The following is a 22,811-nucleotide window of genomic DNA, read 5'->3' on the forward strand; positions in this document are numbered from 1 at the left end:
CTGAAAATGCAGGTCCGCGACGCGCAGCCTCTGGGTTGCATTCCCGTGCTGAGCATGGGAATGCAACTTGGGAGGGGAATCAGGCCGACATGACCTCGCGAATATCGCGCGCCAGTTCGCGCACGCGCTCTTCTTCGGTGTCCCAGGAGCACATGAAGCGTGCGCCGCCCTTGCCGATGAAGGTGTAGAAGCGCCAGTTCTTTGCAGTCAACGCAGCGATGGCCGGCTCGGACAGTTGCAGGAACACGCCGTTGGCTTGCACCGGGAACATCAGTTCGACCCCGGGAATGTCGCTGACCAGTTCTGCCAGCAGTTGCGCGCAGTGGTTGGCGTGGCGGGCGTATTTGAGCCAGGCGTCGTTTTCCAGAATGCCGACCCACGGTGCCGACAAAAAGCGCATCTTCGACGCCAGTTGCCCGGCCTGCTTGCAGCGGTAGTCGAAGTCTTCGGCCAGTTTGTGGTTGAAGAACAGGATCGCTTCACCCACCGCCATGCCGTTTTTCGTGCCGCCGAAGCACAGCACATCAACGCCGGCTTTCCAGGTCAGATCGGCGGGCGAGCAGCCGAGGAATGCGCAAGCGTTGGAGAACCGCGCGCCGTCCATGTGCAGGTGCAGGCCCAGCTCTTTGCAGGTTGCGCTGATGGCGCGGACTTCTTCCGGGGTGTAGACGCTACCGACTTCGGTAGCTTGAGTCAGGGTTACCACGCGCGGTTTCGGGTAGTGGATGTCCTGACGCTTGAGTGCGACTTCGCGGATCGATTGCGGGGTGATCTTGCCGTTTTCGGTGCCGGCGATCAGCAGCTTCGAGCCGTTGGAAAAGAATTCCGGAGCGCCGCATTCGTCGGTTTCGACGTGGGCGGTTTCCGAGCAGATCACGCTGTGGTAACTCTGGCACAGCGACGACAGGGCCAGCGAGTTGGCGGCGGTGCCGTTGAAGGCGAAGAACACTTCGCAGTCGGTTTCGAACAGGTTGCGGAAATGATCGGCCGCGCGGGCGGTCCATTCATCGTCGCCGTAAGCGCGCTGGTGGCCGTGGTTGGCCTGTTCCATGGCGGCCCAGGCTTCCGGGCAGATCCCGGAATAGTTGTCGCTGGCGAATTGTTGGCTCTTGTCGGTCATGGCCGGCTTCCGTAATCGAGACTCTTGTGAAGGCTCGTGGTCAATGAGGATGCGCACTTTACCGAAGATCTTCCGGGGAGCACATGCAATGTCGGGTGGGGAAAATTACCAGTTTATGGGCCGATTATGCACCTGAGCCAACGCGACGGTGCCCTGGATCTGCTCAAGTGGCTGGCGCTGCTGAGCATGTTGCTCGATCACCTGCGATATGTCGGCTTCTCCGCCGATTGGCTATATGTGCCAGGTCGCCTGGCGTTTCCGTGGTTTTGCCTGGCGATGGCGGCGAATCTGGCTCGGGGCGGTTCGCGCAAGATGGAATGGCGCTATCTGGGCTGGCTGGTGCTGTTCAGCGCCATCAGCGAAATCCCTTATCGCTTTTATATCCCCGACCCTGACACGTTCAACGTGATGCCGACGCTGGCGCTGGGCCTGCTGGTGGCGCGTGGCTGGCAGGATTCAGCATCGGTGGCGCGATTGCTCGCACTGGCCGCGCTGGTGGTTGCGGCGGTTTTTTCAGAACGACTGATGTTCGGTTTCTTCGGCGTATTGTTGCCGTTGGCGCTGCTGCTGGTGTTCCGCCGACCCTGGTATTTCAGCCTGTTGCCGGGGCTGGTGTGTCTGGCGGCGAACCAATGGCAGGTGCTGCTCGAATCGGCGCGGTTCGGCAACAGCGTGGCGACTCTCGGGCTGGCGACATGTCTGTTTGCGCCGATGCTGGGAATGTTCTTGTTGCGACATGGGCGACATCTGCAGCCACCACCGATGCGGCGCTGGGCCTATGCGCTGTATCCCGCGCATTTCCTCCTGCTGCTCGCCATCCGCCAAATCATCGCCTGATCCCTGTGGGAGCGAGCCTGCTCGCGAAAGCGGTCTGCCAGTCAACTTCTATGTCGGATGTGCCGGCCTCTTCGCGAGCAGGCTCGCTCCCACAGTGGATCTCCGGCGTTTCGAAGAGAGCATTTCCAGCCATGTCGTAAACGCACCTTTGCGTGGCGCGCGCAGGCATTTGAGCTGTCTGTGCCGGTCATACCATCGCATCAAAGGGCACTGCCATCATTGCCAGTGCCTACCGAGACGAATGGCGCACAGATGCCGCTGGGAGAGACGCGATGTTCAGCAAGCAAGACCAGATCCAGGGTTACGACGATGCACTGCTGGCGGCGATGAATGCCGAGGAGCAACGTCAGGAAGATCACATCGAGCTGATCGCGTCGGAGAACTACACCAGCAAGCGCGTCATGCAGGCGCAAGGCAGCGGCCTGACCAACAAATACGCCGAAGGCTATCCGGGCAAGCGCTACTACGGTGGCTGCGAGCATGTGGACAAGGTCGAAGCACTGGCCATCGAACGCGCCAAGCAACTGTTCGGCGCCGACTACGCCAACGTCCAGCCGCACTCCGGCTCCTCGGCCAACAGCGCCGTGTATCTGGCGCTGATCCAGCCGGGCGACACTATCCTCGGCATGAGCCTGGCCCACGGTGGTCACCTGACCCACGGCGCCAAAGTGTCGTCCTCGGGCAAGCTCTACAACGCCGTGCAGTACGGCATCAACACCGACACCGGGCTGATCGACTACGACGAAGTCGAGCGTCTGGCCGTCGAGTGCAAACCGAAAATGATCGTTGCCGGTTTCTCCGCTTACTCAAAGACTCTGGACTTCCCGCGCTTCCGTCAGATCGCCGACAAGGTCGGTGCGCTGCTGTTCGTCGACATGGCCCACGTCGCCGGTCTGGTTGCTGCCGGCCTGTACCCGAACCCGCTGCCGTACGCCGACGTGGTCACCACCACCACGCACAAGACCCTGCGCGGTCCGCGTGGCGGGCTGATCCTGGCCAAGTCCAACGAAGAGATCGAGAAAAAGCTCAACGCCGCCGTGTTCCCCGGTGCCCAGGGCGGTCCGCTGATGCACGTCATCGCCGGTAAGGCGGTGTGCTTCAAGGAAGCGCTGGAGCCTGGCTTCAAGGCTTATCAGCAACAAGTGATCGACAACGCCCAGGCGATGGCCAGCGTGTTCATCAAGCGTGGCTACGATGTGGTCTCCGGCGGTACCGACAACCATTTGTTCCTGGTCAGCCTGATCCGTCAGGGCCTGACCGGCAAGGACGCCGACGCCGCGCTGGGCCGTGCCCACATCACCGTGAACAAGAACGCCGTGCCGAACGACCCGCAGTCGCCGTTCGTGACCTCGGGCCTGCGCATCGGCACCCCGGCGGTGACCACGCGCGGCTTCAAGGTCAGCCAGTGCGAAACCCTCGCCGGCTGGATCTGCGACATCCTCGACAACCTCGGCGACGCCGATGTCGAGGCCAATGTCGCCCAGCAGGTCTCGGCCCTGTGCGCAGACTTCCCGGTTTATCGCTGAGTCGGTTTTGGAGTAATGACTATGCAACGCTATTCCGGCTTCGGCCTGTTCAAACACTCGCTCAGCCACCACGAAAACTGGCAGCGCATGTGGCGCACGCCAACGCCGAAAAAAGTCTACGACGTGGTCATCGTCGGCGGCGGCGGGCACGGCCTGGCGACGGCCTACTATCTGGCCAAGGAGCACGGCATCACCAATGTCGCCGTGGTCGAGAAGGGTTGGCTGGGCGGCGGTAACACCGCACGCAACACCACCATCGTGCGCTCCAACTACCTGTGGGACGAGTCGGCGCACCTCTACGAACACGCGATGAAATTGTGGGAAGGCCTGTCGCAGGATCTCAACTACAACGTGATGTTCTCCCAGCGCGGCGTTTATAACCTGTGCCACACCCTGCAGGACATCCGTGATTCCGAGCGTCGGGTCAGCGCCAACCGCCTCAACGGCGTCGACGGCGAATTGCTCGACGCCAAGCAGGTTGCGGACGAGATTCCGTACCTGGACTGCTCGAAAAACACCCGCTACCCGATCATGGGCGCAACCGTGCAGCGTCGCGGCGGCGTCGCCCGTCACGATGCCGTGGCGTGGGGCTTCGCGCGTGCCGCCGATGCCTTGGGCGTGGACCTGATCCAGCAGACCGAAGTGATCGGCTTCCGCAAGGAAAACGGCGTGTGCATCGGCGTCGAAACCAACAAGGGTTTCATCGGCGCCAAGCGCGTCGGCGTGGTGACGGCCGGTAACTCCGGGCACATGGCCAAGCTTGCCGGTTTCCGCCTGCCGATCGAATCCCACCCGCTGCAGGCGCTGGTGTCCGAGCCGATCAAGCCGATTATCGACAGCGTGATCATGTCCAACGCCGTACACGGTTACATCAGCCAGTCCGACAAGGGCGACCTGGTGATCGGCGCCGGTATCGACGGCTACAACGGCTACGGCCAGCGTGGTTCGTACCCGGTAATCGAACACACCATCCAGGCCATCGTCGAGATGTTCCCGGTGTTGTCCCGCGTACGCATGAACCGCCAGTGGGGCGGCATCGTCGACACCACCCCGGACGCCTGCCCGATCATTTCCAAGACGCCGGTACCGAACATGTTCTTCAACTGCGGTTGGGGCACCGGCGGCTTCAAGGCCACACCGGGTTCGGGCAACGTGTTTGCCGCGAGTCTGGCCAAGGGTGAAATGCACCCGCTGGCCGCACCGTTTTCCATCGACCGTTTCCACAACGGCGCGCTCATCGACGAACACGGCGCTGCTGCCGTCGCCCACTAACAGGAGAAATCCCTATGTTGCACATCTTCTGTCCTCACTGCGGCGAACTGCGCTCCGAAGAGGAATTCCATGCATCCGGTCAGGCGCACATCCCGCGTCCGCTGGATCCGAACGCCTGCACCGATGAAGAGTGGGGCGACTACATGTTCTTCCGCGATAACCCGCGCGGTCTGCACCACGAGTTGTGGGACCACGTTGCCGGTTGCCGCCAGTACTTCAACGTCACCCGCGATACCGTGACCTACGAGATTCTCGAGAGCTACAAGATCGGCGAAAAGCCGCAATTCACCGACAAGGCTGGCACTGCGAAAACAGCCACGACGGCGCTGGGAGAGAAGGTATGAGCCAGACCAATCGCCTGTCCAACGGTGGACGGATCGACCGCAACAAAGTGCTGAGCTTCACCTTCAACGGCCAGACCTACAAAGGCTATGAAGGCGACTCGCTGGCTGCTGCACTGATTGCCAACGGCGTCGATATCATCGGCCGCAGCTTCAAGTATTCGCGTCCTCGCGGCATCTTCGCGGCCGGTTCCGAAGAACCGAACGCCGTGCTGCAGATCGGTGCCACCGAAGCCACGCAGATTCCCAACGTGCGCGCCACGCAACAGGCGTTGTATCAGGGCCTGGTCGCCACCAGCACCAATGGCTGGCCGAGCGTCAACAACGACATGATGGGGATTCTCGGCAAGGTCGGCGGCAAGCTGATGCCGCCGGGTTTCTACTACAAAACCTTCATGTACCCGCAATCGTTCTGGATGACTTACGAGAAGTACATCCGCAAGGCTGCCGGCCTCGGCCGTTCGCCGACCGAGAACGATCCGGACACCTACGACTACATGAACCAGCACTGCGACGTGCTGATCGTCGGTGCCGGCCCGGCCGGTCTCGCCGCAGCCCTGGCCGCTGCGCGCAGCGGTGCCCGCGTGATTCTGGCCGATGAGCAGGAAGAGTTCGGCGGCAGCCTGCTCGACTCGCGCGAAAGCCTCGACGGCAAACCGGCGATGGAATGGGTCGCCAGTGTCATCGCTGAATTGAAGAACACTCCGGACGTGCTGCTGTTGCCGCGCGCCACGGTCAACGGTTACCACGACCACAACTTCCTGACCATTCACGAACGCCTCACCGATCACCTTGGTGACCGCGCGCCAATCGGTCAGGTGCGTCAGCGCATCCACCGTGTCCGCGCCAAGCGCGTGGTGCTGGCGACCGGCGCCCACGAGCGTCCGCTGGTGTACGGCAACAACGACGTGCCGGGCAACATGCTCGCTGGCGCGGTGTCGACTTACGTGCGTCGTTATGGCGTAGCGCCGGGCAAAAAACTGGTGCTGTCGACCAACAACGATCACGCCTATCGCGTCGCTCTGGATTGGCTCGATGCCAGTCTGCCAGTCGTCGCCATCGCCGACGCGCGCAGCAATCCGCGCGGTGCATTGGTCGAAGAAGCGCGCGCCAAAGGCATTCGCATCCTCACCGGCAGCGCCGTCATCGAAGTGCGTGGCAGCAAGCGTGTGACCGCTGCCCGCGTCGCCGCGATTGACGTAAAGGCCCACGCCGTGACCAGTCCGGGCGAATGGCTCGACTGCGACCTGGTGGCCAGCTCCGGTGGTTACAGCCCGGTGGTTCACTTGGCTTCGCACCTCGGTGGCAAACCGGTCTGGCGCGAAGACATTCTCGGTTTCGTACCGGGCGAAGCACCGCAGAAGCGCGTGTGCGTCGGTGGCATCAATGGCGTCTACGCGCTCGGCGATTCGCTGGCCGACGGTTTCGAAGGTGGCGTGCGCGCTGCCGCTGAAGCCGGTTTCCAGACCGTCGAAGGCGTGTTGCCGAAAGCCCTGAGCCGTCTCGAAGAGCCGACCCTGGCGCTGTTCCAAGTGCCGCACGAGAAGAACTCGGCGCGTGCACCGAAGCAATTCGTCGACTTCCAGAATGACGTCACCGCCGGTGGTATCGAATTGGCGACCCGTGAAGGTTTCGAGTCGGTCGAGCACGTCAAACGCTACACCGCGCTGGGCTTCGGCACCGATCAGGGCAAGCTCGGCAACGTCAACGGTCTGGCCATTGCCGCCCGTTCGCTGAACGTGACCATCCCGCAGATGGGCACCACCATGTTCCGTCCGAACTACACGCCGGTGACCTTCGGCGCCGTGGCCGGTCGACACTGCGGGCACATCTTCGAACCGGTGCGCTACACCGCGCTGCATGCCTGGCATGTGAAGAACGGCGCCGAGTTTGAAGACGTCGGTCAGTGGAAGCGTCCCTGGTACTTCCCGAAAAACGGTGAAGACCTGCACGCGGCGGTCAAGCGCGAATGCAAAGCCGTGCGCGACAGCGTTGGCCTGCTCGATGCTTCGACCCTCGGCAAGATCGACATTCAAGGCCCAGATGCCCGCGAGTTTCTCAACCGCGTGTACACCAACGCCTGGACCAAGCTCGACGTGGGCAAGGCTCGCTACGGTTTGATGTGCAAGGAAGACGGCATGGTCTTCGACGACGGTGTGACGGCTTGCCTGGCCGACAACCATTTCGTCATGACCACCACCACCGGCGGCGCGGCTCGCGTGCTGCAATGGCTGGAGCTGTACCACCAGACCGAATGGCCGGATATGAAGGTGTACTTCACTTCGGTCACCGACCACTGGGCGACCATGACCCTGTCCGGGCCGAACAGCCGCAAGCTGCTCAGCGCCGTGACCGACATTGATCTGAGCAACGAAGCGTTCCCGTTCATGACCTGGAAAGAAGGTCTGGTTGGCGATGTGCCGGCGCGGGTGTTCCGTATCTCGTTCACTGGTGAGCTGTCGTACGAAGTCAACGTGCAGGCCGATTATGCGATGGGCGTGCTGGAGAAGATCGTCGAGGCCGGCAAGCAGTACAACCTGACGCCGTACGGCACGGAAACCATGCACGTGCTGCGGGCCGAAAAGGGTTTCATCATTGTCGGTCAGGACACTGACGGCTCGATGACCCCCGACGACCTGAACATGGGCTGGTGTGTCGGTCGCACCAAACCGTTCTCGTGGATCGGCCAGCGCGGCATGAACCGGGAAGATTGCGTGAAAGACCAGCGCAAACAACTGGTGGGCCTCAAGCCGATCGATCCGACCAAATGGCTGCCGGAAGGTGCGCAGCTGGTGTTCAACACCAAACAGGCGATCCCGATGACCATGGTCGGCCACGTGACCTCGAGTTACGCGCACAACTCCCTCGGTTATTCGTTTGCCATGGGTGTGGTCAAGGGCGGTCTCAAGCGCATGGGCGAGCGGGTGTTCGCACCCCTGGCCGATGGCAGCGTGATCGAGGCGGAAATCGTTTCTTCGGTGTTCTTCGATCCGAAGGGTGATCGCCAGAACATCTGACAACCTCGGGAGCGGTGGGCGGGCGGCTATTCGCGAGCAGGCTCGCTCCCACATTCGATCGCGTTCCCCTGTGGGAGCGAGCCTGCTCGCGAAGGCGGCGGCACAGCAACCACAGGAACCAACAGAATTCAGAAGGTGCTTTATGACCACAGCCAATGTTTACCAACAACGCCCGACCACTGGCGCCAAGGCCGAATCGTCGCTGCACCATGCCGACCTCGCCAGCCTGGTCGGCAAGGGCCGCAAGAACGCCGGCGTGATCGTGCGGGAAAAGAAACTCCTCGGCCACCTGACTATTCGTGGCGATGGCCACGATGCCGCATTCGCGGCCGGTGTGCACAAGGCGCTTGGCATTGAATTGCCCGGTGCGCTGAGCGTAATCGTCAAAGGCGAAACCAGCCTGCAATGGATGGGCCCGGACGAGTGGCTGCTGATCGTGCCAAGCGGTGAGGAATTCGCCGCCGAGCAGAAACTGCGCGAAGCGCTGGGCGATCTGCACATTGCTATCGTGAACGTCAGCGGCGGCCAGCAGATTCTCGAATTAAGCGGCCCGAACGTGCGTCAGGTGCTGATGAAGTCGACCAGCTACGACGTGCACCCGAACAACTTCCCGGTCGGCAAAGCGGTGGGCACGGTGTTCGCCAAGTCGCAGTTGATGATTCGTCATACCGCCGAAGACACCTGGGAACTGCTGATCCGTCGCAGCTTCTCGGATTACTGGTGGTTGTGGTTGCAGGATGCTTCGGCCGAGTACGGGCTGAGCGTTCAGGCCTGAAGATCAAAAGCCACCCCCTCACCCCAGCCCTCTCCCCCTGAGGGGGAGAGGGGGAAAGGGAGCAGATTTGTGTGTTTTTCGAGCCTGAGTTCGACGCGCTATTTCAGGTCGGCGTAGCTCGAAAGAACACCTCGGTCAGTCCCCTCTCCCTCTGGGAGAGGGCTAGGGTGAGGGAAAAACCTGACACCCCGCACAACGAACAGGAGTCACCGCACCATGAGCCGCGCCCCAGACACATGGATTCTGACCGCCGACTGCCCCAGCGTCCTCGGCACGGTGGACGCGGTCACGCGTTTTCTGTTCGAGCAGGGCTGTTATGTCACCGAGCACCATTCGTTCGATGACCGCCTCTCGGGGCGCTTTTTCATCCGCGTGGAATTTCGTCAGCCTGATGGTTTCGACGAACAATCCTTCCGCGCCGGGCTGGCCGAGCGCGGGCAGGCGTTCGGCATGCTCTTTGAGCTGACCGCGCCGAACTACCGGCCGAAAGTGGTGATCATGGTCTCCAAGGCCGATCACTGCCTCAACGACTTGCTCTATCGCCAGCGCATCGGCCAGTTGTCGATGGACGTGGCGGCGGTGGTGTCCAACCATCCGGATCTCAAGCCGTTGGCCGACTGGCACCAGATTCCCTACTACCATTTCCCTCTCGACCCCAACGACAAACCGGCGCAGGAGCGTCAGGTCTGGCAGGTGATCGAAGAAGCCGGCGCCGAACTGGTGATCCTCGCCCGCTACATGCAGGTGCTATCGCCGGAGCTGTGCCGCAAGCTCGACGGCAAGGCGATCAACATTCATCACTCGCTGTTGCCGGGCTTCAAGGGCGCCAAGCCTTATCACCAGGCTTACAACAAGGGCGTGAAACTGGTGGGCGCGACGGCGCATTACATCAATAACGACCTTGATGAAGGGCCGATCATTGCCCAGGGTGTCGAGGCGGTGGATCACAGTCATTACCCCGAGGATCTGATTGCCAAAGGGCGGGATATCGAAGGCCTGACCTTGGCGCGGGCGGTTGGGTATCACATCGAAAGACGAGTTTTTTTGAACGCCAACAGAACCGTCGTTCTCTAGATCGCTTTCGCGAGCAGGCTCGCTCCCACAGGGTATGCATTCCAATGTGGGAGCGAGCCTGCTCGCGAAGGGGCCGTAACAAACAACGCAAGACCAACAAGCAATACCCGAGCACTCAACGCGCTGCCCAACCGGGGCAACGCAGTTCCATAAAAACAACAGCGAGGTGAAAGCATGTCTGGCAATCGTGGTGTGGTGTATCTCGGCGCTGGCAAGGTCGAAGTACAGAAAATCGACTACCCGAAAATGCAGGACCCGCGCGGTCGCAAGATCGAGCATGGGGTCATTCTCAAAGTGGTTTCCACCAACATCTGCGGCTCCGACCAGCATATGGTGCGCGGCCGTACCACGGCGCAGACCGGTCTGGTGCTGGGTCACGAAATCACCGGCGAGGTGATCGAAAAAGGCTCCGACGTCGAAAACCTGAAAATCGGCGATCTGGTCTCCGTTCCGTTCAACGTGGCTTGCGGGCGCTGCCGTTCCTGCAAAGAGCAACACACCGGCGTCTGCCTGACCGTCAACCCGGCCCGTGCCGGCGGCGCATACGGTTACGTCGACATGGGCGACTGGACCGGTGGCCAGGCTGAATACGTGCTGGTGCCGTACGCCGACTTCAACCTGCTGAAACTGCCGGATCGCGACAAGGCCATGGAGAAAATCCGCGACCTGACCTGCCTCTCCGACATCCTCCCGACCGGCTATCACGGTGCGGTTACTGCCGGCGTCGGTCCGGGCAGCTCCGTGTACATCGCCGGCGCCGGTCCGGTCGGCCTGGCCGCTGCCGCTTCCGCACGTTTGCTCGGTGCTGCGGTGGTGATTGTCGGCGACGTCAACACCATCCGCCTGGCCCACGCCAAGGCCCAGGGCTTTGAGGTCGTCGACCTGTCCAAAGACACCCCGCTGCACGAACAGATCGCCGCGCTGCTGGGCGAGCCGGAAGTCGACTGCGCGGTGGACTGCGTTGGCTTTGAAGCACGCGGCCACGGCCACGACGGCGTCAAGGCCGAAGCCCCGGCCACGGTGCTCAACTCACTGATGGGCGTGGTGCGCGTTGCCGGCAAGATCGGTATTCCCGGCCTGTACGTCACCGAAGATCCGGGCGCCGTCGACGCCGCGGCGAAAATGGGCAGCCTGAGCATCCGCTTCGGCTTGGGCTGGGCCAAATCCCACAGCTTCCACACCGGCCAGACTCCAGTGATGAAGTACAACCGCCAGTTGATGCAGGCGATCATGTGGGATCGCATCAACATTGCCGAAGTGGTCGGCGTGCAAGTGATCAGCCTCGATCAGGCGCCGGAAGGTTACGGCGAGTTCGATGCGGGTGTGCCGAAGAAGTTTGTGATTGATCCGCATAAGTTGTTCAGTGCGGCGTAAGTTCTACCCATGTAAGAAGGGCAGCCGATCGGGCTGCCCTTTTTTGTTCTGAACACGACCAGTTATTTAAAGGCGCATTTGCGGGCGTCACCATCCTTGGTTGCACACTCATCACCGTTCCAATTGCTACCGGTGGCTTGAACCGGAGTGTCGTTTCTGTAGCCAGCCGAGACGCCAAGGTCTGCCTCACCTTCGTATCGGCAGATGACAACTGAATTGGCAGTGTCTTTATCTTTAAGTCGGGCAGAAGTGAAGGTTACATCTTCGGCGCCTTGCGCATGAGTCACTGATATCGTTGGGCAGGTTGCAGCATAGGCAGTACTCATCATGGTCAGACCAAGCAGGGCGCCAGTGACAATTTTCAACTTCATCTTTTCGTACTCCGTTACGTAATTGGAGTGGAGATATTCACTTGCATCGTTATGACTGCCAACTGTCAGATCTGACAGTTGGTTAGTTCCAATCGAAATAAATAGTCGGGTTTTCAGTGTGAAGTCGAATAGTGAAGTGGCTATTCAACGATTGAACAATTCATTTAGGTGAGTGCGTAGAGAAGGGGATGCGCCGCGAGGAACATGCCGCCCAATACCCGGTCAAACCGGCAGTTTCGTCGCCGTTGTCCGGTGGCAGCTTTTCCACAAGAGGATGTCTGAATGAAGATTTCACGCGGTTTTGCCTTGGCATCGCTCCTGACTCTGGCCGCCGGGCCGGTGTTTGCCGGTTTCAGTTTGAACGACGTGGCCGGTGCGGTAGCGGGGATGCAGGGTGGCGACAAGGCGGCGGCTGCGGCGCCGACCTCGGAGACCGCTGGTTTGTTGAGTGCGCTGAGTGCGCTGGACGTCACGCCGGAGCAGGCCGTTGGCGGTACCAGTGCGATGCTCGGGCTGGCGAAGAATCAGTTGAGCAGCACCGACTATTCGCAACTGGCCAAGGAAGTGCCGGGCATCGACAAACTGTCCGGTGGCAGCGGCAATCTGGCGGCGCTCGGGGCTTTGCTCGGTTCGTCCGGCAAGTCCGCAGGTCTTGAAAATGCGCTGGGCAATGTCAAAGACACTAACGACCTGAACAACGCGTTCAGCGCGCTGGGCATGGACAGCGGCATGATCGGCCAGTTTGCCCCGGTGTTGCTGCAATATCTCGGTCAGCAGGGCGTCGGTGGTTCGCTGTTGAGCAGCCTGGGCAGCATCTGGGGCACCGGCACCGGCACTTGAGTCAGCCGCGCTCGTTGCGCAGCTCGACGATGCGCTGATCCTTCTCGGTCCAGAGCTGGTTGACCCAGTTCTGGACGTGTTGGCGAAAGGCCGGATCCTTCTCGTAATCGCCCTGCCACAGCGTCGGGTCGAGTTCGCGGGTCCTGATGTCGATGATCACTCGCGGCACGTTGCCGCTGATCAGGTCCCAGAAGCCCGGGATTTTTTCCTGCGGATACACCACCGTCACATCGAGCATCGCGTCGAGCTGTTCGCCCATCGCCGCCAGCACGAACGCCACGCCGCCGGCCTTGGGTTTGAGCAGGTGGCTGAACGGTGATTCCTGCTGGGTGCTTTTCGCCAGGGTGTAGCGCGTGCCTTCCAGATAATTCACCACCGTCACCGGCTGGCGCTTGAACAGCTCGCACGCCGCTTTGGTGATTTCCAGATCCTTGCCTGCCAGCTCGGGGTTCTTTGCCAGAAAGGCTTTGGTGTAGCGCTTCATGAACGGGTAATCCAGCGCCCACCACGCCAAGCCGAGGAACGGCACCCAGATCAGCTCTTTCTTCAGGAAGAACTTGAAGAACGGCGTGCGTCGGTTGAGGGTCTGGATCAGTGCTGGAATGTCGACCCACGATTGATGGTTGCTGACCACCAGATAGGACGTGTCGCGGCGCAGATCGTCGCCGCCGCGAATGTCCCATTGCGTCGGTATGCACAGCCGGAAGATCAGCTTGTCGATTTCGGCCCAGGTCTCGGCGATCCACATCACCGCCCCCGATGCGTAATCCCGCCAGCGCCCGGGTGCAACCAGCTTGAGCAGGGCAAACACCATCAATGGCCCGATCAGGATCAGGGTGTTGAGCAACAGCAGCAGGGTGACGAAACAGCCGGTGAGCAGGCGGCGCATAAGCAACTCTATGAAGTGGCAGGGGCGAGCCATGATAAGCAGCTTCGCGCGACAGGCCAAATCGGCGCTGACGAATGTTTCACTTTTTGCCGGGTATGCTTCGCTCAAGATTCGATCTGAATGCACTGGCCTCTTCGCGAGCAGGCTCGCTCCCACAGGGGAATGCATTTCAAATGTGGGAGCGAGCCTGCTCGCGAAGAGGACCGAAGCGAACGAATAACTCGGCGCGTGTCTAAAACTCCAGTCCGCCGCCCTCAATTTCCAAGGAAGCCCCTTACGTGAAATCCCTCCTTGCTCTGTTTGCTCTCGTGGCGCTGCCGGTCATGGCCGCCGAGCCGACGCTGTACGGTCGCTACGAATACATCGCGCTGCCGGAAATCGGTGGTGAAGTGCTCAAGGCCAAGATGGACACCGGCGCGCTGACCGCCTCGCTGTCGGCCAAGGACATCGAGACCTTCACCCGTGATGGCGACGACTGGGTGCGTTTTCGCCTCGCCACCAAGGACGCCAGCAACAAGGTTTTCGAGCACAAGGTCGCGCGGATCAGCAAGATCAAAAGCCGTTCCGACGAGGACGATGAAGAGCGCGACAGCAGCGATGTCGCCAAGCGCCCGGTGGTCGATCTGGAACTTTGCCTGGGCAACGTCAAGCGCACCGTCGAGGTCAACCTGACCGACCGCAGCCACTTCAACTATCCGCTGCTGATCGGCGCCAAGGCCTTGCGCGAGTTCGGCGCGGCGGTCAACCCGGCGCGGCGTTACACCGCCGACAAGCCTGACTGCTAAGTGGTCTGATTGACGTAACCCCGGGCTTGGGGCACCGTTCGCGCACTAACTGCCACGGGCTCGGACGCCATGCCGCACATCCTGATTGTCGAAGACGAAGCGGCAATAGCCGACACACTGATTTTTGCCTTGCAGGGCGAGGGGTTCAGCACCACGTGGCTGAACCTCGGCGCGGCGGCGCTGGAGCATCAGCGGCAGACGCCGGCCGACCTGATCATTCTCGATATCGGTTTGCCGGACATCAGCGGCTTCGAGACTTGCAAGCAACTGCGGCGCTTCACGGAAGTGCCGGTGCTGTTTCTCAGCGCCCGCGACGCCGAGATCGACCGCGTGGTGGGCCTGGAGATCGGTGCCGACGATTACGTGGTCAAGCCGTTCAGCCCGCGTGAAGTGGCCGCGCGGGTCAAAGCTATCCTCAAACGCATGGCGCCGCGGCCAACCCTGGAAGCAGGCTCAACGCTGTTTCGCATCGATGCCGAACGCGTGCAGATCAGCTATCGCGGCCAGCCGCTGAGCCTGACCCGCCATGAATTCCGCTTGTTGCAATGCCTGCTCGAACAACCTGAGCGAGTGTTCAGCCGCGAGCAATTGCTTGATGCGCTGGGCGTTGCCGCTGATGCCGGTTACGAGCGCAGCATCGACAGCCACATCAAAAGCCTGCGCGCCAAGTTGCGCCTGGTGCGCGCCGAGGCCGAGCCGATCCAGACCCATCGCGGCCTCGGTTACAGCTACAGCCCGGGGCACAGCTGATGTCGCTGGGGCTGCGGATCTTTCTGGTGTACGTGCTGTTTGTCGGCCTGACCGGTTATTTCGTCCTCAACACGGTCATGGAAGAAATCCGCCCCGGCGTGCGTCAGTCCACCGAAGAGACGCTGGTGGACACCGCCAACCTGATGGCAGAAATCCTGCGCGACGATTTCAAGGCCGGCACCCTCAGCGAGAACCGCTGGCCGCAATTGCTCCGCGCCTATGGCGAGCGCCAGCCGCAAGCGACGATCTGGGGTTTGCCGAAAAATCAGGTCAACCACCGCATCTACGTCACCGACGCCAAGGGCATCGTCGTGCTCGACTCCAGCGGCGTCGCGGTCGGCCAGGATTATTCGCGCTGGAACGACGTCTACCTGACCCTGCGTGGCGAGTACGGCGCGCGCTCCAGCCGCAGTGTTCCTGACGATCCGAGCTCGTCGGTGATGCACGTCGGTGCGCCGATCCGCGACAACGGCAAGATCATCGGCGTGGTCACCGTGGCCAAGCCCAACAGTTCGTTGCAACCCTACGTCGATCGCACCGAGCGGCGCTTGCTGTTTTACGGCGCCGGACTGATCGGCCTCGGTCTGCTGTTCGGCGCCTTGCTCTCATGGTGGCTCAGCCGCGCGCTGCACCGTTTGACCGGTTATGCCCAAGCGGTCAGCGAAGGCCGGCGCGTGGAAGTGCCGCATTATCGCGGCGGCGAACTGGAGCAACTGGCGACTGCGGTCGAGCAGATGCGCACGCAGCTCGAAGGCAAGGCCTACGTCGAGCGTTATGTGCACACCCTGACCCATGAATTGAAAAGTCCGCTGGCGGCGATCCGGGGTGCGGCGGAGTTGCTGCAAAGCGAGATGCCGGCCGTCCAGCGTTTGCGCTTTGTCAGCAACATCGACAGCGAAAGCGCGCGGATGCAGCAGTTGATCGAGCGCCTGCTCAACCTGGCGCAGGTCGAACAGCGCCAAGGGCTGGAAGAACGGGTGGCAGTGCCGCTGGCGCTGTTGGTCGCAGAACTGCTCAAGGCGCAGGCCGCGCGGATCGAGGGCAAACAACTGCGTGTCGAGCAAGCGATCGGCGAGGATCTGCTGTTGATTGGCGAGCCGTTTCTGCTGCGGCAGGCGTTGGGCAATCTGCTGGAAAACGCGTTGGATTTCACACCGACGCAGGGGCTGTTGCGCTTGAGCGCCGAGCGGGTTGGCGAACAGGTCGAGTTCCGCCTGTTCAACCAGACCACGCCGATTCCCGATTACGCCTTGCCGCGCCTGACCGAACGCTTCTACTCGTTGCCGCGCCCGGACAGCGGACGCAAAAGCACCGGGCTGGGGCTGAACTTCGTTGAAGAAGTGGTCAAGTTGCATGGCGGGGTGATGCGCATTGGCAATGTCGAGGGCGGGGTTGAGGTGGTATTGCGCTTGCCGTGAGACCCAGTTGCTGCCTTCGCGAGCAGGCTCGCTCCCACAGGAGAATGCATTCTCCACACAATCTCCATATTCCCCCCACACTCCCACCACAGCGCATCCCCAGACTCTTCCCATCCAAACAGGGAGAGTCCCATGAACAAGAATCTGACCATCAAGCTCGGCGCGATTGCCTTGTTGATCCTGCTGTTGCTGATACCGCTGTTGATGATCGACGGCATCATCGACGAACGTCAGCAACTGCGCGACGGTGTGCTCGAAGACATCGCGCGCAGTTCCAGTTACAGCCAGCAGCTGACCGGGCCGGTGATGGTAGTGCCATATCGCAAGGTGGTGCGCACCTGGAAAACCAACGAGAAAACCAACAAGCGCTACGAGGAGATCGGCGAAGCGCGCGGGCGTCTGTACTTTCTGCCAGAGCGTTTTGAACTCGACGGCCAGGTGCAAACCGAACTGCGCAAACGCGGTATTTACGAGGCGCGGCTGTTTCACGCCGATAACCGTATCGACGGGCATTTTTCCCTGCCGGCGCAGTTGGGCATCAAGGAAAATTTTGCCGATTACCAATTCGACGCGCCGTTCCTCGCCGTCGGTATCAGCGATATTCGCGGCATCGAAAATGCGCTGAAACTCGAGCTCGCCGGCCAGCAACTGGACTTCGTGCCAGGCAGCGAAGTGGCCTGGATCGGCGAGGGCGTACACGTGACCCTGCCGGCGCTGGACGCCAGCAAAGCCACGCAGTTGACCTTCGGCTTCGACCTGCGTCTGCAGGGCACCGGCTCGCTGCGCGTGGTGCCGGTGGGCAAGACCAGCAGCGTCAGCCTCGCCGCCAACTGGCCGCACCCCAGCTTCGTCGGCAACTTCCTGCCGGCCAAGCGCGAGATCAACGATCAGGGTTTCAGCGCCGACTGGCAGACCTCGTTTTTCTCCACCAACCTGCAAGAGGCGATGGAGCGCTGCGTCGCTGGCGACTGTGATGCACTCAACGGGCGCAGCTTCGGCGTCAGCTTCATCGATCCGGTGGATCAGTACCTGAAGAGCGATCGGGCGATCAAATACGCGCTGCTGTTCATCGTCCTGACATTCGCCGGTTTCTTCCTCTTCGAAGTGCTCAAGAGCCTGGCGGTGCACCCGGTGCAATATGCCCTGGTCGGTGTGGCGCTGGCGTTCTTTTACCTGCTGCTGTTGTCGCTGTCGGAACACATCGGTTTTGCGCTGGCGTATCTGTTGTCGGCGAGTGGCTGCGTGTTGCTGATCGGCTTCTATGTCAGCCACGTCCTGCGCAGCGCGCGGCATGGCTTGAGCTTCTCGGCCGGGCTGGCGGCGCTGTATGGCTTGCTGTACGGCTTGCTCAGTGCCGAGGACTACGCGCTGCTGATGGGCTCGCTGATGCTGTTCGGTCTGCTCGGCGTGTTCATGGTGCTGACGCGCAAACTGGACTGGTACGGGATTGGTTTGAAGCCGGCCAGGCCGCTGGAGTTTGACGTGGAGGCGATGCAATGAGCGGGTGGCTTGGGTTACGCGAGGAACAGCGGGAAGCGGAGGTTTTGGTGACGCTGCTTATTGCGTCACTACCTCCGAAACCGAGTTGGTGCATTCGCGAGCAAGCTCGCTCCCACATTGGAATGTGGTCAACTGTGGGAGCGAGCCTGCTCGCGAAGAGGCCGGAACAGGCAGCCCAGATCTAAGGCTTGGGCATCGTCGCCACCATGGACGGTCGCTGACTCACCTCGAAATACCAGTTGGCCAGTTGCGGATTGGCTGCACGCCAGTCCATGTCCGGGAAGCGCAGATCCAGATAGCCCAGCGCGCAGGCCACGCTGATCGCCGCGACATCGAAGTGGCTGGTCAGCTCGGCAATCGCTTCGCTCTCGAGCACGGCGAGGGCGCGGCGGATCTTGTCGCGCTGGGCATCGAGCCATTCGTCCCAGTGTTTTTCCACCGGGCGCAGGACAGTTTCATAACGCACCATCACCGAGGCATCCATGATCCCGTCAGCCATCGACGCCAGGGTCAGGCGTCGCCAGCGCGCCGCACCTTCACGGGGGATCAGCGGATTGCCGACGTGCTGCTGGTCGAGGTACTCGAGGATGACGCGGCTGTCATGGATGACATTGCCGTCGGCCAGGCGCAGGGCGGGGATCTTGCTCAGCGGGTTGTCGGCGATCAGCGCCGAGTCCGGGCTGACCGGGCTGAGCACGCAGTCCTGCAGCGCGACACGATCCTGCTGACCGGTTTCGTGCAGCAGCACCATGACTTTGCGGACAAAGGGCGACAGGGTGTTGTGGTACAGGGTCATGCTGGGGGCGGACATGGGCAAGGTCTCGATCAGGACAATGATCGGGCAGCATAGCCTGCTCGCGTCCGGCGCAGAACCCATGTGGGAGCGAGCCTGCTCGCGAAGGCGTCGTGACAGTCGACTTTGATGTTGAATGTCCGGGCGCTTTCGCGAGCAGGCTCGCTCCCACAAGGGATTCTCAGCTTCGCGGCAGAAAACCTTTTATGGCCAGAAATGCCGGCACGCCAAGCCCGACCCAGCTCAACGCATCCCAGATTCCATCCCCCAGCAACGCCGCAAACAGCCCCGCCGCACTGAGCAAGGCGATCACGATCGGTGTGCTGAAAACCTTCCAGAAACTCGACTGACGCGGCTTCATGCCGAGGCCTCCGCCGTTTCCAGAACAGGCTTGGCCGCCTTGCGCCGCACCACCCACAAATACACCCCACTGGCCAACACGATGATCGTCAGCACATCCAGCGTCGCCCAGAGAATCTTCATCGGCATGCCGCCGTAGTCACCAAAGTGCAGTGGCTGCGACATGCCCATGGCGTCCATGTACCACGGCCGTTCGGCCACGGCGGTGACCTGCAAGGTCGTGGCGTCGATCAGCACCGGCGTCAGCAGGTGCGAGGTCAGGTGCGTGCCGCCCTTCATGAATACCGAGTAATGGTGCTCGCTGGAAAAGCGTGTGCCGGGGAAGGCGATGAAATCCGGTTTCATCCCCGGTGCGACTTCCTCGGCGATGTCGAGCAGCCGCGTGGCCGGCGCCAGTTGAGTAAGCGGCGGCGCATCGCGATACGGCGCGATCAGCGTGGTCAACGCGTCGTTGCGCCAGGCAGCGATGAGCAGGTCGGCGCAGGCGCTGATCACTCCGGTCACGCCCACCACCAGGCACCAGGTCAAAGTGACGACGCCGATCAGGTTGTGCAGGTCGAGCCAGCGCAGTCTTGTCGATTTGTCTTGGCGCACGGTTCCGAATTTCAAGCGGCGCATGAACGGCAGGTACAGCACCGTGCCGGACACGATCGCCACGACAAACAACAGACCCATGAACGCCAGCAGCAGCTTGCCCGGCAGCCCGGCGAACATGTCGACGTGCAGACGCAGGATGAACAGCATCAAACCACCGTTGGCCGAAGGGGTTTCCAGCGCTTCGCCAGTGCGCGCATCGAGCATGAAGGTGTGCGAAGAGTTCGGCTCGGTGTCGGCCGTCCTGGCCATGATCGCGAACGCCGCGTTCGGCTCTTCGTCGTCATAACCGAAGTACTGCATGACTTCGCCCGGGCGATGCTTCTGCGCCGCCTCGACCAGTTGCTGCAGGTTGAGTTGCGGCGTGTCGGCCGGCATCTCGCGCAGCTCCGGGGCGTTGCCGAGCAAATGATCGATCTCGTGGCTGAAAATCAGCGGCAGACCGGTCAGCGCCAGCATCAGCAGAAACACCGTGCAGATCAGGCTGGTCCAGGTGTGGATGAACGACCAGCGGCGGATGGTTTTACTTTTCATTGCATGACCTTCAAAAACACCAAAGCCGTCCGGTACGGACGGCCTGGGAACAGGGCCTGTTTCAGCTCACTGGCTTACCACTTGTAAGTGGCGCTGGCGACGACACTGCGCTGGTCGCCGTAGTAGCAGTAGAAGCTGTCGCAGGTGGAAATGTAGTCCTTGTCGAACAGGTTGGTCGCATTCACCGCCAGCGACGCACCTTTGAGGCTGTTGTCCAGACGGCCGAGATCATAATGCACGCTGGCGTCGAACACGGTGTAGGCGTCAGCCTTGCCCAGCCAGGTGTTGGCCTTGTCGCCGTAGGTGTTGCCGGTGTAGCGCACGCCGGCACCAATGCCGAAACCGTCGAGCACGCCGGCGTGCCAGGTGTAGTCGGTCCACAGCGAGGCTTGTTGGTTGGGCATCAGTTGCAGACGATTGCCCTTGTCGATGCCTTTCTGCACTTCGGACTTGGCCAGGGTGTAGGCGGCGATGACTTTGAGGTTGTCAGTCACATCCGACACGGCCTCGAGTTCCAAGCCTTTGACCTTCACTTCGCCGGTCTGGCTGGTCACCGAAACGTTGTTGACGAAGGTGTTCACCGCGACGTTCTTCTGGGTCAGGTCATACACGGCGGCGGTCAGCAGGGTCTTGCTGCCCGGCGGCTGGTATTTGATGCCCAGTTCCCACTGCTTGCCTTCGGTTGGCTTGAGCGAGCCGGTCGAGGTGGCATCGGCGCCCGTGGTCGGCTGGAACGATTCGGCGTAGGACAGGTACGGCACGAAGCCGTTATCGAAGACGTAACTGAGCGCCGCGTTGCCGCTGAATTTCTTGTCACGCTGGGTGTTGGTGGTGTCGCTCTGGTTGATGAATTGGGTGCTGGTGTGCACCCAGTCTTCACGGCCGCCGAGGGTCAGGCGCCACTGATCGAGGGCCATTTGGTCCTGCACGTAGAGGCCGGTCTGGTAGGTCTTCTGGTTGTAGTCGTAAAACGCGGTGGAGCGTGCTGGACGTACGATCGGCTGGCCGTAGATCGGGTTGTTGACGTTGGTTTGCAGACCATCGCCAAAGATCGAGGTGTAGTTGGTGTTGCTGCGCTGGTGATCCAGACCCAGCAGCAAGGTATGGCGAATCTCACCCGTGGCGAAGTCGGCCTGGAAGTTGTTGTCCACGGCAAACTGGCTGATGTCTTCGTCGACGCTGGTGCTGGTGCGGCCGACGTTGCCCTCTGCATCCACGGTGGTGAACGGGTAGGAACCGGGTGTCAGCGACTGGAACGACAGGTCCGACTTGGTGTAGCGCAGGTTCTGTTTGAACTGCCAGACATCGTTCAACCGATGTTCGAAGGCATAACCCAACGCGTAGTAGGTGCGGTCGTAGTATTCCCAATCCGGATCGCCGAGATTTTTGTGATGGGAAATATCACCGAGCGGCGATTTGATTTTGGTGCCCTGAATGGGCAGAAACTGGCTGGTGATGCCGGTGTCGTCGCGGGTGAACTGGCTCAGCAGAGTGAGTTTGGTGTCGTCATCGATGTTCCAGGTCAGGCTCGGCGCGATGTTGTAGCGCTTGTTGTCGACGTGATCGACCTGGGTGCCGCTGTCGCGCACCACGCCGCTGAGGCCATAGAGAAACTGCCCGGCCTCATCGATCTTGCCGGTGCTGGCGAAGTTGATCTGGCGGTGATTGTCGCTGCCGTATTGCAACTGGATTTCGCTGCTGGCTTCAGCGCTCGGGCGGCGGCTGACCATGTCGAGCAAACCGCCCGGCGGGGTCTGGCCGTACACCGACGAAGCCGGGCCACGCAGCAGGGCGAGGCGGTCGAGGTTCCAGGTTTCCTGTTTCGGGTTGGCGTACACGCCTTTGGGCAGCGGCAGGCCATCGAGGAACTGGGTCGGCTCGAAACCACGCACGCGCAGCCAGTCGGCGCGGGTGTCGCTGCCGTAGCTGCTGGCGGTGATGCCGGGCATGTAGCGCACAGCGTCATCGAGGCTGTGCACGCTGCGGTCGTCCATTTGCTGGCGGGTCGCCACCGAGATCGAACGCGGTGCTTCGACCAGCGCAGTGTCGGTCTTGGTGCCGGCGGCGGTGCGGGTCGCGGTGTAGCCTTCGACCGGGCCCCAGGCGCTTTCGAAGTTTTCCACGCCGATGACCGAAGTTTCCGGCAGGGCCAGCGTGCCTTCCGGCACGGCCACCAGGGTGTAAGTGCCGGCGCTGCTCTGTTCCAGTTGCAGACCGGTGCCGCGCAAAGCCGCGCGCAGGGCGCCGGCGGCGTCGTACTGGCCGTTGACCGGCGCCGAGGTTTTGCCGGCGGCCAGCGCAGGATTGAGCGACAGGGCGAGGCCGCCCTGGCTGGCGATCTGGTTCAGGGTGGTCGACAGCGGCGCCGCCGGCAGGTTGTAGGCGCGCACGCTGGACGCTTGCTCAGCGGCGAGCAACGGGCTGCTGATCAGCGGCGTGCCGAAAGCGATGGCAAAAGCCAGCAGACTGGGGCGCAACAAGGTGTCTGGCGAACGGGACATACGGCGGCTCCTGAATGGAAATATTTCTCAATTGCCTGTGTGCCGGACGAGATTGGAAAAGTGATAGGGCTGGGTGGAAATTATTTTTTGCTGGAAATGGTTGTGCGGCTGATGGCGCCTTCGCGAGCAGGCTCGCTCCC

At 61.6% G+C, this 22,811-nt stretch carries 20 protein-coding genes; 13 read left to right on the forward strand and 7 right to left on the reverse strand.

Annotated features, from left to right (window positions below; translation table 11 throughout):
- Positions 1–79 precede the first annotated feature (79 nt).
- Positions 80–1,120, reverse strand: coding sequence for a threonine aldolase family protein (locus ASG55_RS11450; RefSeq protein ID WP_016986284.1), 1,041 nt, complete (start codon positions 1,118–1,120; stop codon positions 80–82).
- A gap of 126 nt (positions 1,121–1,246) precedes the next feature.
- Here ASG55_RS11450 and ASG55_RS11455 point away from each other — a divergent pair, with 126 nt between their 5' ends.
- The 8 genes from ASG55_RS11455 to fdhA all read left to right on the forward strand — a co-directional run bounded on the left by ASG55_RS11455 (position 1,247) and on the right by fdhA (position 11,336).
- Positions 1,247–1,957 carry a TraX family protein gene (locus ASG55_RS11455; RefSeq protein WP_056786553.1) on the forward strand — a complete coding sequence of 237 codons (711 nt, stop codon included), beginning with the start codon at positions 1,247–1,249 and terminating at the stop codon, positions 1,955–1,957.
- Positions 1,958–2,229: 272 nt separating this feature from the next.
- A complete protein-coding gene (glyA, locus tag ASG55_RS11460) occupies positions 2,230–3,483 on the forward strand; it encodes a serine hydroxymethyltransferase (RefSeq protein WP_024014589.1) in 1,254 nt (417 codons plus the stop codon).
- 21 nt (positions 3,484–3,504) lie between these two features.
- The gene (locus tag ASG55_RS11465; protein WP_016772829.1) at positions 3,505–4,755 is read left to right on the forward strand and encodes a sarcosine oxidase subunit beta; all 1,251 of its coding nucleotides are present in this window, start codon (positions 3,505–3,507) and stop codon (positions 4,753–4,755) included.
- Positions 4,756–4,769: 14 nt separating this feature from the next.
- On the forward strand, positions 4,770–5,099 hold the full coding sequence (locus tag ASG55_RS11470; protein WP_016772830.1) for a sarcosine oxidase subunit delta: 330 nt from the start codon (positions 4,770–4,772) through the stop codon (positions 5,097–5,099).
- Positions 5,096–8,113, forward strand: a complete 3,018-nt coding sequence (locus ASG55_RS11475; RefSeq protein ID WP_056786556.1) for a sarcosine oxidase subunit alpha — start codon at positions 5,096–5,098, stop codon at positions 8,111–8,113. The genes ASG55_RS11470 and ASG55_RS11475 overlap by 4 nt, the downstream gene beginning before the upstream one ends.
- 142 nt (positions 8,114–8,255) lie before the next feature.
- On the forward strand, positions 8,256–8,888 hold the full coding sequence (locus ASG55_RS11480) for a sarcosine oxidase subunit gamma (RefSeq protein WP_041476747.1): 633 nt from the start codon (positions 8,256–8,258) through the stop codon (positions 8,886–8,888).
- Between the two features lie 216 nt (positions 8,889–9,104).
- Positions 9,105–9,962, forward strand: a complete 858-nt coding sequence (gene purU, locus ASG55_RS11485; protein ID WP_039757644.1) for a formyltetrahydrofolate deformylase — start codon at positions 9,105–9,107, stop codon at positions 9,960–9,962.
- A 174-nt stretch (positions 9,963–10,136) separates the two neighbouring features.
- Complete coding sequence (fdhA, locus tag ASG55_RS11490) at positions 10,137–11,336, forward strand: formaldehyde dehydrogenase, glutathione-independent (RefSeq protein WP_016772834.1); 1,200 nt, start codon at positions 10,137–10,139, stop codon at positions 11,334–11,336.
- A 62-nt stretch (positions 11,337–11,398) separates the two neighbouring features.
- Here fdhA and ASG55_RS11495 read toward each other — a convergent pair whose 3' ends face one another.
- Positions 11,399–11,707 (reverse strand): hypothetical protein, encoded by a 309-nt coding sequence (locus tag ASG55_RS11495; protein ID WP_056786558.1) that lies wholly within the window; start codon positions 11,705–11,707, stop codon positions 11,399–11,401.
- Between the two features lie 282 nt (positions 11,708–11,989).
- Between ASG55_RS11495 and ASG55_RS11500 the strand changes: the two genes are divergently transcribed.
- Positions 11,990–12,547, forward strand: a complete 558-nt coding sequence (locus tag ASG55_RS11500; protein ID WP_016772837.1) for a DUF2780 domain-containing protein — start codon at positions 11,990–11,992, stop codon at positions 12,545–12,547.
- A 1-nt stretch (position 12,548) separates the two neighbouring features.
- Here ASG55_RS11500 and ASG55_RS11505 read toward each other — a convergent pair whose 3' ends face one another.
- Positions 12,549–13,436 carry an acyltransferase gene (locus ASG55_RS11505; protein WP_056786561.1) on the reverse strand — a complete coding sequence of 296 codons (888 nt, stop codon included), beginning with the start codon at positions 13,434–13,436 and terminating at the stop codon, positions 12,549–12,551.
- Positions 13,437–13,714: 278 nt separating this feature from the next.
- Between ASG55_RS11505 and rloA2 the strand changes: the two genes are divergently transcribed.
- The 4 genes from rloA2 (at position 13,715) to creD (ending at position 17,889) form a co-directional block, all read left to right on the forward strand.
- Positions 13,715–14,221, forward strand: coding sequence for a retropepsin-like aspartic peptidase RloA2 (gene rloA2, locus ASG55_RS11510; RefSeq protein ID WP_041476742.1), 507 nt, complete (start codon positions 13,715–13,717; stop codon positions 14,219–14,221).
- A gap of 69 nt (positions 14,222–14,290) precedes the next feature.
- Positions 14,291–14,971 carry a two-component system response regulator CreB gene (gene creB / locus ASG55_RS11515; RefSeq protein WP_016772840.1) on the forward strand — a complete coding sequence of 227 codons (681 nt, stop codon included), beginning with the start codon at positions 14,291–14,293 and terminating at the stop codon, positions 14,969–14,971.
- The gene (gene creC, locus ASG55_RS11520; RefSeq protein ID WP_056786564.1) at positions 14,971–16,389 is read left to right on the forward strand and encodes a two-component system sensor histidine kinase CreC; all 1,419 of its coding nucleotides are present in this window, start codon (positions 14,971–14,973) and stop codon (positions 16,387–16,389) included. Before creB ends, creC begins: the two co-directional genes overlap by 1 nt.
- 132 nt (positions 16,390–16,521) lie before the next feature.
- Positions 16,522–17,889, forward strand: coding sequence for a cell envelope integrity protein CreD (creD, locus tag ASG55_RS11525; RefSeq protein ID WP_056786567.1), 1,368 nt, complete (start codon positions 16,522–16,524; stop codon positions 17,887–17,889).
- A 181-nt stretch (positions 17,890–18,070) separates the two neighbouring features.
- On the opposite strand, the gene ASG55_RS11535 is transcribed toward creD, so the two are convergent.
- The 4 genes from ASG55_RS11535 to ASG55_RS11550 form a co-directional block, all read right to left on the reverse strand.
- The gene (locus ASG55_RS11535) at positions 18,071–18,700 is read right to left on the reverse strand and encodes a glutathione S-transferase (protein ID WP_056786573.1); all 630 of its coding nucleotides are present in this window, start codon (positions 18,698–18,700) and stop codon (positions 18,071–18,073) included.
- 163 nt (positions 18,701–18,863) lie between these two features.
- Positions 18,864–19,043 carry a hypothetical protein gene (locus ASG55_RS11540; RefSeq protein ID WP_041476738.1) on the reverse strand — a complete coding sequence of 60 codons (180 nt, stop codon included), beginning with the start codon at positions 19,041–19,043 and terminating at the stop codon, positions 18,864–18,866.
- Entirely contained in the window at positions 19,040–20,170 is a 1,131-nt protein-coding gene (locus tag ASG55_RS11545; protein ID WP_056786577.1) for a PepSY-associated TM helix domain-containing protein, read from the reverse strand. The genes ASG55_RS11540 and ASG55_RS11545 overlap by 4 nt, the downstream gene beginning before the upstream one ends.
- Before the next feature lie 74 nt (positions 20,171–20,244).
- Positions 20,245–22,671 carry a TonB-dependent siderophore receptor gene (locus ASG55_RS11550; RefSeq protein ID WP_056786580.1) on the reverse strand — a complete coding sequence of 809 codons (2,427 nt, stop codon included), beginning with the start codon at positions 22,669–22,671 and terminating at the stop codon, positions 20,245–20,247.
- Between the last annotated feature and the right edge of the window lie 140 nt (positions 22,672–22,811).

The sequence above is a fragment of the Pseudomonas sp. Leaf434 genome (assembly GCF_001425545.1).
In the GTDB taxonomy this organism is placed as follows: domain Bacteria; phylum Pseudomonadota; class Gammaproteobacteria; order Pseudomonadales; family Pseudomonadaceae; genus Aquipseudomonas; species Aquipseudomonas siliginis.